Annotated in this window: 13 protein-coding genes; 12 read left to right on the forward strand and 1 reads right to left on the reverse strand. The window is 70.0% G+C overall.

What is annotated here, in order from left to right:
* The first annotated feature begins 107 nt into the window (after positions 1-107).
* From OG933_RS28505 to OG933_RS28550, 10 genes are all read left to right on the forward strand, one after another.
* A complete protein-coding gene (locus OG933_RS28505) occupies positions 108-1,631 on the forward strand; it encodes a folylpolyglutamate synthase/dihydrofolate synthase family protein (RefSeq protein ID WP_362524807.1) in 1,524 nt (507 codons plus the stop codon).
* Positions 1,632-1,640: 9 nt separating this feature from the next.
* Positions 1,641-2,006 (forward strand): DUF4233 domain-containing protein, encoded by a 366-nt coding sequence (locus tag OG933_RS28510; RefSeq protein WP_020127822.1) that lies wholly within the window; start codon positions 1,641-1,643, stop codon positions 2,004-2,006.
* Positions 2,007-2,089: 83 nt separating this feature from the next.
* Positions 2,090-2,503 (forward strand): nucleoside-diphosphate kinase, encoded by a 414-nt coding sequence (ndk, locus tag OG933_RS28515; RefSeq protein WP_054244926.1) that lies wholly within the window; start codon positions 2,090-2,092, stop codon positions 2,501-2,503.
* A gap of 231 nt (positions 2,504-2,734) precedes the next feature.
* Positions 2,735-3,754, forward strand: coding sequence for a rod shape-determining protein (locus OG933_RS28520; protein ID WP_020127820.1), 1,020 nt, complete (start codon positions 2,735-2,737; stop codon positions 3,752-3,754).
* A gap of 181 nt (positions 3,755-3,935) precedes the next feature.
* Positions 3,936-4,874, forward strand: a complete 939-nt coding sequence (gene mreC / locus OG933_RS28525) for a rod shape-determining protein MreC (protein ID WP_020127819.1) — start codon at positions 3,936-3,938, stop codon at positions 4,872-4,874.
* A gap of 14 nt (positions 4,875-4,888) precedes the next feature.
* Positions 4,889-5,560 (forward strand): rod shape-determining protein MreD, encoded by a 672-nt coding sequence (gene mreD / locus OG933_RS28530; RefSeq protein ID WP_020127818.1) that lies wholly within the window; start codon positions 4,889-4,891, stop codon positions 5,558-5,560.
* Between the two features lie 154 nt (positions 5,561-5,714).
* A complete protein-coding gene (mrdA, locus tag OG933_RS28535; protein ID WP_362524803.1) occupies positions 5,715-7,964 on the forward strand; it encodes a penicillin-binding protein 2 in 2,250 nt (749 codons plus the stop codon).
* A complete protein-coding gene (gene rodA, locus OG933_RS28540) occupies positions 7,961-9,160 on the forward strand; it encodes a rod shape-determining protein RodA (RefSeq protein ID WP_142264308.1) in 1,200 nt (399 codons plus the stop codon). Before mrdA ends, rodA begins: the two co-directional genes overlap by 4 nt.
* A gap of 103 nt (positions 9,161-9,263) precedes the next feature.
* Positions 9,264-10,769 (forward strand): CHAD domain-containing protein, encoded by a 1,506-nt coding sequence (locus OG933_RS28545; RefSeq protein ID WP_405629493.1) that lies wholly within the window; start codon positions 9,264-9,266, stop codon positions 10,767-10,769.
* A gap of 91 nt (positions 10,770-10,860) precedes the next feature.
* Positions 10,861-12,813 (forward strand): TIGR03960 family B12-binding radical SAM protein, encoded by a 1,953-nt coding sequence (locus OG933_RS28550; protein ID WP_362524799.1) that lies wholly within the window; start codon positions 10,861-10,863, stop codon positions 12,811-12,813.
* A 92-nt stretch (positions 12,814-12,905) separates the two neighbouring features.
* Here OG933_RS28550 and OG933_RS28555 read toward each other — a convergent pair whose 3' ends face one another.
* Entirely contained in the window at positions 12,906-14,003 is a 1,098-nt protein-coding gene (locus OG933_RS28555) for a hypothetical protein (protein WP_405629496.1), read from the reverse strand.
* Positions 14,004-14,202: 199 nt separating this feature from the next.
* Between OG933_RS28555 and OG933_RS28560 the strand changes: the two genes are divergently transcribed.
* Positions 14,203-15,354, forward strand: coding sequence for a glycosyltransferase (locus tag OG933_RS28560; RefSeq protein WP_405629498.1), 1,152 nt, complete (start codon positions 14,203-14,205; stop codon positions 15,352-15,354).
* A 64-nt stretch (positions 15,355-15,418) separates the two neighbouring features.
* Positions 15,419-16,573, forward strand: a complete 1,155-nt coding sequence (locus OG933_RS28565) for a hypothetical protein (RefSeq protein WP_405629500.1) — start codon at positions 15,419-15,421, stop codon at positions 16,571-16,573.
* The last annotated feature ends 3 nt before the right edge of the window (positions 16,574-16,576 follow it).

Consider the following 16,576-nt stretch of genomic DNA (forward strand, 5'->3'; position numbering starts at 1 on the left):
GCACCGTGGGGCGCCCTGACGACGCCCGACGACGAAGGCCCCCGGGACCATTACGGTTCCGGGGGCCTTCGCCTACGTCTGTCACCGGCCGTCCGTAGACTGGCCCCGTGAGCGAGCTCCCCCCGAACGGCAACCAAGACGACCTGCCCGACCCCCTCGATCCCTTCGACGAGATCATCGCGGAGGAGACCGACCGCGACCCCGATCTCGCGGTCATCGAAGCCGGCAGCCGCACCCTGCGCACCCAGGGCGGCGCGCCGCAGGCCGATGTGCCCACGCGCCCCGAGGACCCCGAGGTCGACAAGGCCCTGCGCGAGGTCGAGGCGGAGCTGGCCACCCGCTGGGGCGAGACCAAGCTGGAGCCCTCGGTCGACCGCATCGCCGCGCTGATGGACGTGCTGGGGGACCCGCAGCGGTCGTACCCCTCGATCCACATCACCGGGACCAACGGCAAGACCTCCACCGCCCGCATGGTCGAGGCCCTGCTGGGCGCCTTCGACCTGCGCACGGGCCGGTACACCTCCCCGCACGTCCAGTCGATCACCGAGCGGATCAGCCTGGACGGCGCGCCGATCTCCGCCGAGCGGTTCATCGAGACGTACGACGACATCAAGGCGTACGTCGAGATGGTCGACGGCATGCAGGAGTACCGGCTGTCCTTCTTCGAGGTGCTCACCGGCATGGCGTACGCCGCCTTCTCGGACGCGCCGGTCGACGTCGCCGTCGTGGAGGTGGGGATGGGCGGCTCGTGGGACGCGACCAACGTGATCGACGGTGACGTCGCCGTCGTGACGCCCATCGACCTGGACCACACCGACCGGCTCGGGGAGACGACCGGCGAGATCGCCGCCGAGAAGGGCGGGATCATCAAGCAGGACGCCACCGTCATCCTGGCCCAGCAGCCGGTCGACGCGGCCCAGGTGCTGCTGAAGAAGGCCGTCGAGGTCGACGCGACCGTGGCCCGGGAAGGGCTGGAGTTCGGGGTCGTCGCCCGCCAGGTCGCCGTCGGCGGACAGATGGTGACGCTGCGCGGCCTGGGCGGTGAGTACCCCGAGGTGTACCTGCCCCTGCACGGCCCCTACCAGGCGCACAACGCGGCCGTCGCGCTCGCCGCCGTCGAGGCGTTCTTCGGCGTCGGCTCCCAGCGTCCCGAGCCGCTCGACATCGACACGGTCCGCAAGGCCTTCGCGGCCGTCTCCTCGCCGGGCCGCCTCGAGGTCGTACGGCGCTCCCCGACCGTGGTCCTCGACGCCGCCCACAATCCGGCCGGCGCGCGGGCCACCGCCGAGGCCGTCGGCGAGGCCTTCGACTTCAGCCGGCTGATCGGTGTGGTCGGGGCCAGCGGCGACAAGAACGTGCGGGGGCTCCTGGAGGCCTTCGAGCCGATCTTCGCGGAGGTCGTCGTCACGCAGAACTCCAGCCATCGCGCGATGGACGCCGACGAACTGGCCGCGATCGCCGTCGAGGTGTTCGGCGACGACCGCGTCCAGGTCGAGCCGAGGCTGCCCGACGCTCTGGAGGCGGCGGTCACGCTCGCCGAGGAGGAGGGCGAGTTCGCGGGCGGCGCGGTGCTGGTCACCGGTTCCGTCATCACGGTCGGCGAGGCCCGGCTGCTTCTCGGAAAGGGCTGAGATCCCACCATGCGTACGCTCTGCTCCTCGACCCTGATCGGCGAGTTCTTCGTCATCGGCTTCGCCGGTCTGGTCGCCATGAAGGACGCCGACCTGTCCACCGGCACGGTGTGGACGGTTTGCGGCATCGCCATGTTCTTCAGCGTGCTGCTGTGCGGCATGGTCACCCGGCCCGGGGGCGTCGCCCTCGGCTGGGCGCTCCAGATCGCCCTCGTCGCGTCCGGCTTCTTCGTCCCGATCATGTTCTTCCTGGGGGTGCTGTTCGGGGCCCTGTGGTGGGCGTCCGTGCACTTCGGGCGGAAGGTCGACGAGGCGAAGGCACGATTCGCCGCGCAGGCCGCCGCGGCCTCTGCGGATACCGCTGACGCTGCGTAACAGGTGCCAGGACACGCCCTGTAACCTCATCCCACCGCACACACCGGCATGAGAAACACACCGGCCGTAGAAGGAGTCACCTCGTGAGCCAGCGCACCCTCGTCCTGCTCAAGCCCGACGCCGTCCGTCGTGGCCTGACCGGCGAGATCATCAGCCGTATCGAGCGCAAGGCCGGCTGGCAGATCACCGCGCTGGAACTGCGGACCCTGGACCAGGACACGCTGGAGCAGCACTACGGCGAGCACAAGGGCAAGCCCTTCTACGAGCCGCTGGTGGAGTTCATGGCCTCCGGTCCGGTCGTCGCGCTGATCGTCGAGGGCGACCGGGTCATCGAGGGCGTGCGCGCGCTCGCGGGTCCGACCGACCCGATCGCCGCGGCCCCCGGCTCCATCCGCGGCGACTACGGTGTGATCGTCCGCGAGAACCTGATCCACGCCTCCGACTCCGAGGAGTCCGCCGAGCGCGAGGTGAAGATCTTCTTCCCCGGCCGAGCCTGATCCGACGGCGTCCGGAGCGGCTGAAGCGGGCGATCGAGGGAACGTGAGCCCCCGAACGCCCGTCTCCAGAAGCGAACCCTCACAGCATCTGCAAACAATGGCGGAGACCGCTCCGCAGTGTTCGTGCAGGCGCGTTTACGATGGAAGCCTTCACGTCACAGCACCCACCTCGCCGACCTGATAAGCCCTCAAAGCTCATGGAAGGCCAGTCGAATCCTGATGGGGAACTCAATGTCGTTCATCGGCCGTGACATGGCTGTCGACCTCGGGACCGCCAACACGCTGGTGTACGTCAGGGGTCGCGGGATCGTACTCAACGAGCCGTCCGTCGTCGCGATCAACACCAACACCGGTGGCATCCTCGCGGTCGGCGCCGAAGCGAAGAAGATGATCGGGCGCACGCCCGGCAACATCGTTGCCGTGCGTCCGCTGAAGGACGGCGTGATCGCCGACTTCGAGATCACCGAGCGGATGCTCCGCTACTTCATCCTGAAGATCCACAAGCGGCGGTATCTGGCTCGTCCGCGGGTCGTCGTCTGTGTGCCCTCGGGCATCACGGGCGTCGAGCGCCGCGCCGTCATCGAGGCGTCGACCCAGGCCGGCGCCCGTCAGGTGCACATCATCGAGGAGCCCATGGCCGCGGCCATCGGCTCCGGCCTGCCGGTCCACGAGGCCACGGGCAACATGGTGGTGGACATCGGCGGCGGCACCACGGAGGTCGCGGTCATCTCGCTCGGCGGCATCGTCACCGCCCAGTCCATCCGCGTCGCGGGCGATGAACTGGACAACGCGATCATCCAGCACATCAAGAAGGAGTACAGCCTCCTCCTCGGTGAGCGGACGGCCGAACAGATCAAGATCACGATCGGTTCCGCCTACGACCTCGACGACGACCAGCACACCGAAATCCGCGGCCGGGACCTCGTGTCCGGGCTGCCCAAGACCGTAGTCATCTCGGCCGCCGAGGTGCGCAAGGCGATCGAGGAACCCGTCAACGCGATCGTCGACGCCGTGAAGACCACCCTCGACAAGTGCCCGCCGGAGCTGTCCGGCGACATCATGGACCGAGGAATCGTTCTGACCGGCGGCGGAGCCCTGCTGCGCGGTCTGGACGAGCGGCTGCGCCGGGAGACCGGCATGCCCATCCACATCGCCGAGGACCCGCTGGACAGCGTGGCGCTCGGCTCCGGGAAGTGCGTCGAGGAGTTCGAGGCGCTCCAGCAGGTCCTGGACGCCGCGCCCCGCAGATGACGTAACGCTTCGATTCCGCCGTACGGGATGATCTCCTCTCGTGCGGCGGATCGTTGATATTGAGGCATAAGCTCCCACAAAGCGCCCTTGGCCATCTTGGCCCGGGGCTACCCCAATTCCAGATCCTGCTTCCTGATTCCTGTACTTGGTTTTTTCTCGAGGAAGGGCACGGCCGCCGCACGTGAGGGACACACGAGAGAGCCGGCTGCTCCTGGTGCTGCTGATCGCCGTAGCGTTCGCGCTGATCACGGTGGACATCCGGGGTGGGGAGGATTCCCCGGTCGACGGTGCCCGGCAGGCCGCGGCCGCGGCCTTCGGTCCGATCGAGAACGGCGTGTCGTCGGCGGTGGATCCCGTCGGCAACGCCGTCTCCGCCGTCCGGGATTCCGGTGAACGCCATGACCGGCTCACCGACCTGGAGAAGGAGAACGCGGCTCTCAAGGCGAAGCTCGGCAGCGACGACCGCAACCGCAGCCGGCTGGCGCAGCTCGACAAGATGCTGAAGATCGCCGGCACGGGCCAGTACGGCATCAAGGGTGCCGAGGTCATCGCGATAGGAGCGGCCCAGGGCTTCTCCTGGACCATCACCATCGACGTCGGCGCGAACGACGGCGTCAAGCGCGACATGACGGTCCTCAACGGGGACGGCCTGGTCGGGCGGGTCACCACCGTCGGGCCCAACACCGCGACCGTCCTCCTGGCCAGCGACCCCGACTTCACCGTCGGCACCCGGATGGAGGCGTCCGACGAGCTCGGCTTCGCCTCCGGACAGGGCGACCGGCCGCTGCGCGTCGAACTCCTCAACGGCAAGGCCGAGGTGAAGAAGGGCGACCGGCTGGTCACCTTCGGCTCGCAGGCCGACAAGCCCTTCGTGCCCGGCGTCCCCGTCGGCGTCGTCTCCCGCGTCGACCCCTCCGGCGGCGACCTCACCCGCACCCTCTACGTCACGCCGTACGTCAGCTTCACCAAGCTCGACATCGTGGGCGTGGTCGTCGAGGCCCCGAAGAAGGATCCGCGCGACACCGTGCTCCCCTCGAAGCCCAAACCGGTCCCCACGCCGACGGTGACCGTGACGGTCACTCCGAACGCGAACGCACCCGTAGACGGCCAGCAGCAGTAGGAGCTGACAACCCCATGCGCGTCAACCGGATCCTGCTCTCCGTCCCGCTGGTCGTCGTCGCCCTGGTGATCCAGGTGAGCGTCCTCGCCCGCCTCCACCTCCCCGGCGCCGTCCCCGACCTCCTCCTGCTCACCGTGCTGGGCCTCGCCATGGTCTACGGCCATGTCGGCGGCGCCCTCATCGGCTTCGGCGCCGGTCTGCTCGCCGACCTCGCGCCGCCCGCCGACCACGCCGCCGGGCGCTACGCCCTCGTGCTGTGCGTGATCGGCTACCTCGCCGGGCTCATCAAGCCCGAGAGCGGGCAGATCAAGTCGGCCACCGGCCCGATGGTCGTGGTCGTCGGCGCCGCGATCGGCTCCACCCTGCTGTACGCCGGGGTGGGCGCCCTCGTCGGCGACACGGCCGCCCGCCATGTCGGCCTCACCGGGCTGCTGTTCACGGCCGGCCTGTACGACCTGCTGCTGGCCCCGTTCGTCGTCCCCGCGGTCATGTTCCTGGCGCGGCGCGCCGACAACGATCCCCTCGCGGAGACCAACTCCGCCGCCAAGAGCCCGGACATCTCGTCCGGCTGGCTCTCCTCCGGGACGGGTCTCAGGATCGGCGGGCAGCGCAACGGACTGAAGCTGAAGGCGGCCCGCTCACGCGGGGCGCGCGCCGGCCGGATCAAGGGGGTCAAGCGGCTGTGAGCGCGGGCGCCGGCGCGCGGAGCGCGCCAGGGGATGGATCACCCGAACGGGGAGGTTCTGCCGGAACGAGGCCTCACAGGCCGGTCGTTCATCATTCGTCCGCGCACACACGATCGCGTACCGAATCCGCGTACGGAGAGGGGGAGGCACCGCAGTGACCAACATTCCCGAGACCGGTCGGACCCCACGGGTCCAGATCAGGCTCGTCGTGATCCAGATCCTCGTCCTCTCCCTGCTCGGCACCCTCGGCGGCCGTCTGTGGTACCTCCAGATCCGGGAGGGCGCGGAGTACGCCAAGGAGGCCTCCGGCAACCACGTCCAGCAGGTCGTCGAGCCCGCCGTGCGCGGCTCGATCCTGGACGCGCGCGGAGTGGCCCTCGCCGACAACGAGACGCGGCTCGTGGTCTCCGCCTCCCGCACCGACCTGCTGAAGCAGAAGGACGACGGCAAGGCGGTCCTGGCCAAGCTCGCGGGTGTCCTCGGCATGAGCGCCGAGGAGGTCGAGCAGAAGGTCCGGCTCTGCGACGCGAAGACGCCCCAGCCCTGCTGGAACGGCTCGCCCTACCAGCCGATCCCGATCACCGACGAGGCCACCGCCAAGCAGGCCCTCCAGATCCGCGAGCGCGCCGAGGACTTCCCCGGCATCACCGCCGAGCCCGAGGCCGTACGCCGTTACGCGGCCCCCGGGAACGCCAACACCGCCCAGGTCCTCGGTTACCTCTCCCCGGTGACGGACGACGAGATCACCAAGGCCCAGGACACCGACTCGCCGTATCTGCGCTCCGACCAGGTCGGCCGCAGCGGCCTGGAGCGCCAGTACGACAAGGAACTGCGCGGCAAGGCCGGCGTCACCCGCTACGAGGTGGACAACCTCGGCCGTGTCATCGGCCAGGCCGAGGCGGATGCGGCCCAGCCCGGCTCCAACCTCGTCACCAGCATCGACGCCCGCGTCCAGCGGGTCGCCGAGTACGAGCTGAACAACGCGATGAAGATCGCCCGCACCCAGTTCGACAAGATCACCGGCGAGAACTACAAGGCCGACTCCGGAGCGGTCGTGGTGATGGAGGCCAAGACCGGCCGTGTCGTCGCCATGGCGTCCGCGCCTGCCTACGACCCCAACGTCTGGGTCGGCGGCATCTCCGCCAAGGACTACAAGAAGCTCACCGGGAAGAACTCCGACTACCCGCTGCTGAACCGGGCCATACAGGGTCAGTCCGCGCCCGGTTCGACCTTCAAGGTGGTCTCCACGGCCGCCGCGGTCGAGGCGGGCTACGAGTGGGACGGCGGCTACCCGTGCACCAGCTCGTACTCGGTGGGCGGCCAGGTCTTCAAGAACTTCGAGGGCGAGAGCTTCGGCCCCATCTCGCTCGGCCGGGCCCTGGAGGTCTCCTGCGACACCGTCTTCTACGGTCTCGCGGACCGGGAGTGGAAGAAGGACGGCGGCATCAACCCGGCCAAGGGTGAGCCCAAGGACTACTTCTACAAGGCCGCCCACCAGTTCGGTCTCGGCAAGGAGACCGGCATCGACCTGCCCAACGAGGTCACCGGCCGGGTCCCGGACCGTCAGTGGAAGGAGTCCTACTGGAAGGCCAACAAGGACTCCTGGTGCAAGTACGGCAAGAAGGACGGCAGTTACGTCGAGAAGATCGCGTACGAGAACTGCCTCGAGGGCAACAAGATGCGCGAGGGCGACTCGATCAACTACTCCATCGGTCAGGGCGACACCCTCGTCACCCCGATCCAGGAGGCCGTGATCTACGGGGCGCTCGCCAACGGCGGCACGATGTACACCCCGACCATCGGCAAGGCGATCGTCAGCGCCGACGGCAAGACCGTCCAGGAGATCAAGCCCAAGGTCCAGGGCAAGCTGCCGGTCGACAAGGCGACGATCAAGGGCATGGACGCCGCGCTGGAGGGCGTGGTCACGCGCGGTACCGCCGCCTGGAAGTTCGGCGGCTGGCCGCAGGAGGAGATCCCGCTGCACGCCAAGACCGGTACCGCGGAGGTCTACGGCAAGCAGACGACGTCCTGGCTCGCCACGTACAGCAAGGACTACACGGTCGTGATGACGATCGCGCAGGCCGGTACCGGTTCGGGCGCCTCCGGTGAGGCCGTGCGGCACATCTACAACGCGATGTACGGCGTCGCCGACGACGGCAAGGTCGACAAGAAGAACGCCCTGCTGCCCACCCCGCAGACCAGCCTGCCGAAGGTCCAGGCGGACGGCACGATCAAGGCCCCGAAGGTCTCCAAGGACCCGGCGAAGGAGCAGCGCGTCAGCCAGGAGGGCGCGCCGGAGCCGGACGAGACGCAGCCGGGGGCCACCGTGCAGCAGAACACGAGCACCAACCGCGACACCCGCAGGCGACGGCGGAAGAGGGGAAGCCGGAGGATGTGCACATGACCGGCGCGAACGGTTTCTCCGTCTCCGGATACGGGCCCGAGCGGGCCGGCTGGACCCGGGTCTTCGCCCGTGACTCGCTGGCCCGGCGGCTGGACTGGCCGATACTGATGTCGGCGATCGCCCTGTCGCTGATCGGCTCGCTCCTGGTCTACTCGGCGACCCGCAACCGCACCGAGATCAACCAGGGCGACCCGTACTACTTCCTCGTCCGGCACCTGATGAACACCGGCATCGGCATGTGCCTGATGATCGGCACGATCTGGCTCGGCCACCGCACCCTGCGCAACGCGGTGCCGGTCCTCTACGGCCTCTCGCTCATGGGGATCCTGGCGGTGCTGACGCCGCTGGGCTCGACGGTCAACGGCGCGCACTCCTGGATCGTGGTCGGCGGCGGTTTCTCGCTCCAGCCCTCGGAGTTCGTGAAGATCACGATCATCCTGGGCATGGCGATGCTGCTCGCGGCCCGGGTCGACGCCGGCGACAAGCTCTACCCCGACCACCGCACGGTGCTCCAGGCCCTCGGGCTCGCGGCCGTCCCCATGCTGATCGTGATGCTGATGCCCGACCTCGGGTCGGTCATGGTCATGGTGATGATCGTGCTGGGCGTGCTGCTGGCCTCCGGCGCCTCCAACCGCTGGGTCTTCGGACTGCTCGGCGCGGGCGCGGCCGGCGCGATCGCCGTCTGGCAGCTGCACATCCTGGACGACTACCAGATCGCCCGCTTCGCCGCCTTCGCCAACCCCAGCCTCGATCCCGCGGGCGTCGGCTACAACACCAACCAGGCCCGGATCGCGATCGGCTCCGGCGGCCTCACCGGCGCCGGGCTGTTCCACGGCTCACAGACGACAGGCCAGTTCGTCCCGGAACAGCAGACGGACTTCGTCTTCACCGTCGCGGGCGAGGAACTGGGCTTCATGGGCGCGGGGCTGATCATCGTCCTGCTCGGGGTGATCCTCTGGCGTGCCAGCCGCATAGCGCGTGAGACCACGGAGCTGTACGGCACGATCGTCGCCGCGGGCATCGTGGCCTGGTTCGCCTTCCAGTCCTTCGAGAACATCGGGATGACCCTGGGGATCATGCCGGTGACGGGTCTGCCGCTGCCGTTCGTCTCCTATGGCGGCACGTCGATGTTCGCGGTCTGGGTGGCGTTGGGGTTGCTCCAGTCCATCCGGGTGCAGCGGCCCATGTCGGCGTGAGAGGCACGAGACAGCGTCAGACCTTCTGTTTTCCCCTGGTCGGGTCGTGATTCGGGTCCGGTGCACACTGCCGTTCGGGCCCGACTCCGACTAGGTTCGATTCATGACGGAGACGAAACGCGAGATCGAGCGCAAGTACGAATCCGATGAGAGCGGGCTGCCCGACCTGACCGGTGTCGCCGGGGTCGCGTCCGTCCTCGACAAGGGCGTCACCGAGCTGGACGCGACCTATTACGACACCTCCGACCTGCGCCTGGCCTCGGCCTCGATCACCCTGCGCCGCCGCACCGGGGGTTCCGACGCCGGCTGGCATCTGAAACTGCCGGTGGGACCCGGCGTCCGGGACGAGATCCGGGCCCCGCTCTCCGACGCCGTACCCGACGAGCTCGCCGGGCTGGTCCGCTCCCGCATCCGTGAGGGACAGCTCGTGCCCGTGGTGCGGCTGCGCTCCAGCCGGGACATCCGTGAACTCGTCGACGCGCAGGGCCGGCTGCTCGCCGAGGCGAGCGTGGACGCCGTACGCGCGGACCGGCAGTTCGGCGGCGAGGGCAGCGCCCAGTGGACCGAGATCGAGGTGGAGCTCGCCGACGGCGGCGATCCGGTCCTGCTCGACAAGGTGGAGAAGCGGCTGCGCAAGGCGGGCGTACGGCCGTCGAAGTCGGCGTCGAAGCTGGCGCGGGCGCTGGCGGAGACGAAGGGCGGGCATCCGCGGCCGAAGGCCAAGGGTCCCGCCGAGCCCGTCACCGCCGGCGACCACGTCCTGGCGTACATCCGTGCCCAGCGGGACGCGATCGTCGAGCTGGACCCGGCCGTGCGCCGGGACGCCGAGGAGTCGATCCACGACATGCGGGTCGCCACCCGCCGGCTGCGCAGCACGTTCCGCTCCTTCCGCAAGGTCCTCGACCGGGAGGTCACCGACCCGATCGCCGCCGAACTGAAATGGCTGGCCGGGGAGCTGGGCGTGGGCCGCGACCACGAGGTGCTGGCCGAACGGCTGGACGCGGCCCTCGACGAACTGCCGTCCACCCTGGTCTCCGGCCCGATCCACGAACGGCTGCGCACCTGGGCCAAGGCCGGGGAGCACGGGTCCCGCCGCCGGCTGCTCGGCGTGCTCGACTCCCAGCGCTATCTGACGCTCCTCGACAGCCTGGACGCCGTGGTCACCGACCCGCCGACGCTCAAGGCGGCCGGCAGCAAGCCGGACAAGGTGCTCGCCAAGGCCGTACGCAAGGACTTCGGGAAGGTGTCCGCGCTGGTCGAGGAGGCCATGGAGCAGGAACCGGGTACCGACCGCGACCTCGCGCTGCACGAGGCCCGCAAGAAGGCCAAGCGGACGCGGTACGCGGCCGAGACGGCCGGCCCGGCCCTCGGCGGCCCGGCCAAGACGCTGGTCAAGTCCATGAAGTCGCTGCAGAGTCTGCTCGGCGACCACCAGGACAGCGTCATGGCCCGCACCACCCTGCGGGAGCTGTCCGCCGTGGCGCACGCGGCGGGGGAGAGCGCCTTCACGTACGGCGTGCTGTACGCCCGTGAGGAGCGGCGCGCGGAGCGGGTCGAGGAGGCCATGCCGGCGGAGTGGAAGAAGACCAGCGGCTCGATGGAGGTCTAGCGCCGTGGGCTTCGCGGACGGGGGAGTCCGCCGAGCGGGTTACGCTTGATGGTCACCCCTGTCCCCGTCAGCTCACGAAGGTAATGCCGCGATGTCTGTCGAGTCGGTCTTCCCGCAGCTAGAAGCCTTGCTCCCGCATGTGCAGAAGCCGATCCAGTACGTGGGCGGCGAGCTCAACTCCACCGTCAAGCCCTGGGAGTCCTGCGACGTCCGCTGGGCGCTCATGTACCCAGACGCCTACGAGGTCGGGCTGCCCAACCAGGGCGTCATGATCCTCTACGAGGTGCTGAACGAGCAGGAGGGGGTCCTGGCCGAGCGCACGTACAGCGTGTGGCCGGACCTGGAGGCGCTGATGCGGGAGCACGCGGTCCCGCAGTTCACCGTGGACGGCCACCGTCCGGTGAAGGCCTTCGACGTGTTCGGACTGTCCTTCTCCACGGAGCTGGGCTACACGAACATGCTCACGGCGCTGGACCTCGCGGGTATCCCGCTGGAGTCCAAGGACCGCGGCCTCGACGACCCGATCGTGCTGGCGGGCGGTCACGCGGCCTTCAACCCCGAGCCGATCGCCGACTTCATCGACGCGGCGGTCATCGGCGACGGCGAGCAGGCCGTGCTGGACATGACGAAGATCATCCGCGAGTGGAAGGCGGAGGGCCGGCCGGGCGGCCGCGAAGAGGTCCTCTTCCGTCTCGCGAAGACGGGCGCGGTGTACATCCCGCGGTTCTACGACGTGGAGTACCTGTCCGACGGCCGGATCGCCCGTGTGGTGCCGAACAAGTCGGGCGTTCCGTGGCGCGTGTCGAAGCACACGGTCATGGACCTGGACGAGTGGCCCTACCCCAAGCAGCCGCTGGTCCCGCTCGCCGAGACGGTGCACGAGCGCATGTCGGTGGAGATCTTCCGCGGCTGCACCCGCGGCTGCCGCTTCTGCCAGGCCGGCATGATCACGCGCCCGGTGCGCGAGCGGTCGATCACCGGTATCGGCGACATGGTCGAGAAGGGCCTGAAGGCGACCGGCTTCGAGGAGGTCGGCCTGCTCTCGCTGTCGAGCGCCGACCACAGCGAGATCGGCGAGGTCGCGAAGGGCCTCGCGGACCGCTACGAAGAGGACAAGATCGGCCTGTCCCTCCCCTCCACCCGCGTGGACGCCTTCAACGTCGACCTGGCGAACGAGCTGACCCGCAACGGCCGCCGGTCCGGCCTGACCTTCGCCCCCGAGGGCGGCTCGGAGCGCATGCGCAAGGTCATCAACAAGATGGTCTCCGAAGAGGACCTGATCCGGACGGTCTCCACCGCGTACGGCAACGGCTGGCGTCAGGTGAAGCTGTACTTCATGTGCGGTCTGCCGACGGAGACGGACGAGGACGTCCTCCAGATCGCCGACATGGCGATGAAGGTGATCGCCGAGGGCCGCAAGGTCTCCGGCCAGAACGACATCCGCTGCACGGTCTCGATCGGCGGGTTCGTGCCGAAGCCGCACACCCCGTTCCAGTGGGCGCCGCAGCTCTCCGCCGAGGAGACCGACGCGCGACTGCAGAAGCTCCGGGACAAGATCCGGGGCGACAAGAAGTACGGCCGCTCGATCGGCTTCCGCTACCACGACGGCAAGCCGGGCATCGTCGAGGGTCTCCTCTCGCGCGGCGACCGCCGTATCGGCGCCGTCATCCGCGCCGTCTACGAGGACGGCGGCCGCTTCGACGGCTGGCGCGAGCACTTCTCCTACGACCGCTGGATGGCCTGCGCGGACAAGACGCTGCCCGCCTTCGGCGTGGACGTCGACTGGTACACGACACGGGAGAAGTCCTACGAGGAGGTCCTGCCCTGGGACCACCTGGACTCGGGCCTCGACAAGGACTGGCTCTGGGAGGACTGGCAGGACGCCCTCGACGAGACGGAGGTCGAGGACTGCCGCTGGACGCCCTGCTTCGACTGCGGGGTGTGCCCGGCGATGGACACCCACATCCAGATCGGCCCGACCGGCAAGAAGCTGCTGCCGTTGACGGTGAAGCAGCCGGCGGGGAGCACGGCGCACAGCCACTGAGGCTGCGCGGCGGCCCTGCGGGGTATCGCGACCATGCCCGGAGGTCGGTCGGCGGACCTCCGGGCATCGCTTCTAGCGTGGTGCCGCGTCCGTCACGAGCCGCCGTTGACGGCGCCCACCAGCGGCTGGAGGGTCACCTTGGTCCAGGGGTTGGGCAGACCGTTGGCGTCGTTGCAGTTCAGAGAGGCCGGGTTGGTGATGCCGACCGCGACGCAGGTGGTCTCCCAGACCTGGCCGGTGGTGGTCATGACATCGAACTTGACGGGGTTCCCGGCGTTGGCGTTGTGCCCGTTGACGGCGGCGCCGCAGACGAAGCCCACATCGCGTCCGTCGGGGTCCAGGCCGCCCGCGGGGTAGTTCGGGTGGGTGCTGAGGTCCGTCCACAGGAACGGGCGGGGCGTGACGCCGCGGAGGTCGTGGATGCCCGCGTACGTCACTCCGCCGGTCAGCGCGACCCTCAGCTCGAAGGCGTTGGCGTCCTGCGAGGCGTCGATGTCGGAACAGGGGCCGGTCGCCCCGGTGGCTCCGGTCGCACCTGTCGGACCGGTGGCGCCGTCGACGCCGTTCGTACCCGTGGCGCCGGTCGCTCCCGTGGCTCCGGTGACGCCGTTCGTACCCGTGGCGCCGGTCGCTCCCGTGGCTCCGGTGACGCCGTCGATGCCGTCCGTACCGGTCGCGCCCGTGGCGCCCGTCGCGCCGTCGATGCCGTCGGAGCCGGTGGCTCCCGTGGCTCCGGTGACGCCGTCGATGCCGTCCGTACCGGTCGCGCCCGTGGCTCCGGTCGCGCCGTCGATCCCGTCGATCCCGTCCGCACCGTCCGCACCGGTCGCGCCCGTGGCGCCCGTCGGTCCTGTGGGGCCGGTCGCGCCGGTGACTCCGTGGTCGCCCTTGGGGCCCTTCGGCCCCTTGGGGCCGGTCGGACCCGTCGGGCCCTTGCACTTGTCCTTGCCGCCGGCCTCGACCGCCCGCGGCTTGTGGTGATCCGGCTTGTGGTGCCCCGGCTTGCACTTGCCACCAGGCGAGGGGAGCTCCGCCTGTACTCGGTCGGTGACGCTGCGGGCCGCCGCCGCGGCCGGGCTGATCACGCCGGCCGCCAGGATCACGGCGAGCGAGGCCACCATGCCGGCCCGCTTGCATCGGTGTCGGGCCACCGGCCCGAGGAGTGAGTACGGTCCGAACTCTGGGCGCATTCAAGTGCTCCTTGCGTCGAGCGGCCGGGGCGCTCCCCGAACCTGAGGGTGAGCTTGACCTGAGCGAACCGGTTCCCGCGAGGCACGAGGTCCAAAAGATATTTTTTATCGACGTATCGGACTAATACGTGCGTACTGATGGGGTACTCCCCGCGTGGAGCGGGCGGCCGGGAGGCGGGCCTGTGTCACCTTGACGCCCGTGACGAACCAGACCCTGTGCCTGTGCATGATCGTCAAGGACGAGTCGCGCGTGATCGAACGCTGCCTGGAGTCCGTACGGCCCCTCATCGACTACTGGGTGATCTCCGACACCGGTTCGACCGACGGCACTCAGGACCTGATCCGCAAGGTGCTCGACGGCATTCCGGGCGAGCTCCACGAGGAGCCCTGGGTCGACTTCGGGCACAACCGGACGCTGAACATCCAGCACGCCCGCGGCAAGGCCGACTACCTGCTCACTCTCGACGCCGACCACGTCATGCGCCAGGACGCCCCGCTGCCCCGGCTGACGGCGGGCTCGTACATGCTGCGGTACGACACCCCGGGCACCCAGCACCGCTTCAAGCACCTCATGCGGGGCGACCTGGCCTGGCGCTACGAGGGCGTCACCCACGAGTACCCGTGCACCGACGGCCCCGACCGCCAGGAGAACCTGGAGGCGCTCGTCATCGAGGACCACGCGGACGGCGGCTGCCGCAGCGACAAGTTCGAGCGCGACGCGCGCCTGCTGCGGGGCGAGTTGGAGCGCGACCCCACCAACGCGCGCACGGTCTTCTACCTCGCCAACACCGAACGCGACCTGGGCCACGTGGACGAGGCGATCGCCCTGTACGAGCGGCGTGCCGAGCTCGGCGGCTGGGGCGAGGAGGTCTACTGCTCGCTGCTGGAGGCCGGGGTCCTGCGGGCGGACAAGGCGGACGACTGGCCCGGGGCCATGAACGCGTTCTCCCGCGCCTGGGAGTCCCGCCCGGCCCGCCTCGAAGCCGTCTACGAACTGGCCTCACGGCTGCGGCTCCAGAGCCGCTACCACACCGCGTACGCCCTGCTCGGCGCGGTCGTCGGCCGGAGTGAGCCCGACGACCTGCTGTTCACCAGGTCCTGGGTGTACCGGTGGGGTCTGCTCTTCGAGTTCTCCATCTGCGCCTACTGGGTCGGCGACCACCAGACCGCCGTCCGGGCGTGCGACACCCTGCTGGCGATGCCGGACCTGCCCGACGCCGTCCGCCAACAGACGCAGACCAACCGCGAGTTCTCCGCGCCCCACGTCCAGGCCGTCCCCAGGCCGGCCGGCCCGGAACGCCGTCCGAAGGCGTCCCGGGCGGGGAAGGCGGCGCGGCCCCGGAAGAAGTGACCCGCGATGCCTGACGCACCCTCAACAGCGCATCCACCGGGGTGGTTGTAGCGTCTACGTCGTTATGGACCTGGAGAAACCGCGCGCCGGACAGCCCGCCGGACAGCCCGCCGGACAGCCCGCGCAGCCGCCCGTGCGGGCGCCCGAGGGGTGCCTCGTGGTGGCGATCCGGCTGCCCGTGCGGATCGTCGTGCTCGTGCTGGTCGTGCCGGTGCGCATGGTGTGGGACGCGCTCGTCGTGGTGGGGCGGCTCCTGCGGGACGCGGTCCTCCGGCCGCTGGGACGGGCCCTGCTGTGGCTCGGGAAGGCGCTGTTCGTCTGGCCGTTGATCGGGCTGTGGCGCTATGCCGTCGTCCCGGTGGGCAGGGCGCTCGGGTGGCTCGTCAAGGTGCTGCTCGTGGTGCCGGTGGTGTGGTCCTACCGGTACGTCCTGACTCCGGTCGGGCACGGCATCGCGTGGCTGGCGCGCGGGATCGGGGCCGGGCTGGCGTGGGTGTACGCGCGCGTGCTGACGCCGCTCGGGCTTGCGGGCCGGTGGCTGCTGCGGGGGATCGGGGCCGTTCTCGCGGCTGTCGGCGTCGGCGCGTACACCGTCGTGGCATGGCTGGTGCGCCACCTCGTCGTCGTTCCGGCCGGCTGGGTCCACCGGTGGATCCTCGCGCCGGTCGGGCGGGCGATCGCCTGGTGCGCACGAGGGGTGTGGCGGCTCGCGGCGCTGCTCGTCACCGGGATCGGCCTGGTCCTGTACTGGACCGCCCGGATCCTGGTCGTGCTGCCGGTCCTCGCCCTGTGGCGCTGGGTGCTCGCCCCCGTCGGCCGCTTCCTGGCGGTCGTCGCGCGGGAGGTGGGGGAGGCCCTAGGGCACGCCTGGCGGATCGCCGGACGGATCTCGCGGGCCGTCGGACGGTTCCTCGGGACCCTCTTCCGGTGGATCTTCGTGGAGCCCGTGCGCTGGGCGTACCGGACCGTCCTCACGCCGGTCGGGCATGTCGTCCGGGACGCCGTGCTGCGTCCCGCCGCCCGCGCCGCGCGCAGCGTGGGCCGGGCCACCCGGCAGACCCTGGCCGCCGCCCGGGAGACCGCCCGGCAGGCCCGCGCGGACGTGCGCCGGATGCTCTTCGGGGCGTCGCGGGAGCGGGAGGCGGTCGGCCGGCGGGAACCATCGGGGGCCGAGACACGTACTCTTGGTAGGAGTACGACCGCTCTCACGAAGGACTGAACG

The organism is Streptomyces sp. NBC_00016 (genome assembly GCF_045040885.1).
GTDB classification, from domain to species: domain Bacteria; phylum Actinomycetota; class Actinomycetes; order Streptomycetales; family Streptomycetaceae; genus Streptomyces; species Streptomyces coriariae.

What these genes read in the sequence shown, in the direction of transcription:
- OG933_RS28510 (WP_020127822.1), top strand. Translation starts at nt 1,641, where the DNA reads ATGCGTACGCTCTGCTCCTCGACCCTGATCGGCGAGTTCTTCGTCATC.
- OG933_RS28520 (WP_020127820.1), top strand. Translation starts at nt 2,735, where the DNA reads ATGTCGTTCATCGGCCGTGACATGGCTGTCGACCTCGGGACCGCCAAC.
- mreD (WP_020127818.1), top strand. Translation starts at nt 4,889, where the DNA reads ATGCGCGTCAACCGGATCCTGCTCTCCGTCCCGCTGGTCGTCGTCGCC.
- rodA (WP_142264308.1), top strand. Translation starts at nt 7,961, where the DNA reads ATGACCGGCGCGAACGGTTTCTCCGTCTCCGGATACGGGCCCGAGCGG.
- OG933_RS28545 (WP_405629493.1), top strand. Translation starts at nt 9,264, where the DNA reads ATGACGGAGACGAAACGCGAGATCGAGCGCAAGTACGAATCCGATGAG.
- OG933_RS28550 (WP_362524799.1), top strand. Translation starts at nt 10,861, where the DNA reads ATGTCTGTCGAGTCGGTCTTCCCGCAGCTAGAAGCCTTGCTCCCGCAT.
- OG933_RS28555 (WP_405629496.1), bottom strand. Translation starts at nt 14,003, where the DNA reads ATGCGCCCAGAGTTCGGACCGTACTCACTCCTCGGGCCGGTGGCCCGA.
- OG933_RS28565 (WP_405629500.1), top strand. Translation starts at nt 15,419, where the DNA reads ATGGACCTGGAGAAACCGCGCGCCGGACAGCCCGCCGGACAGCCCGCC.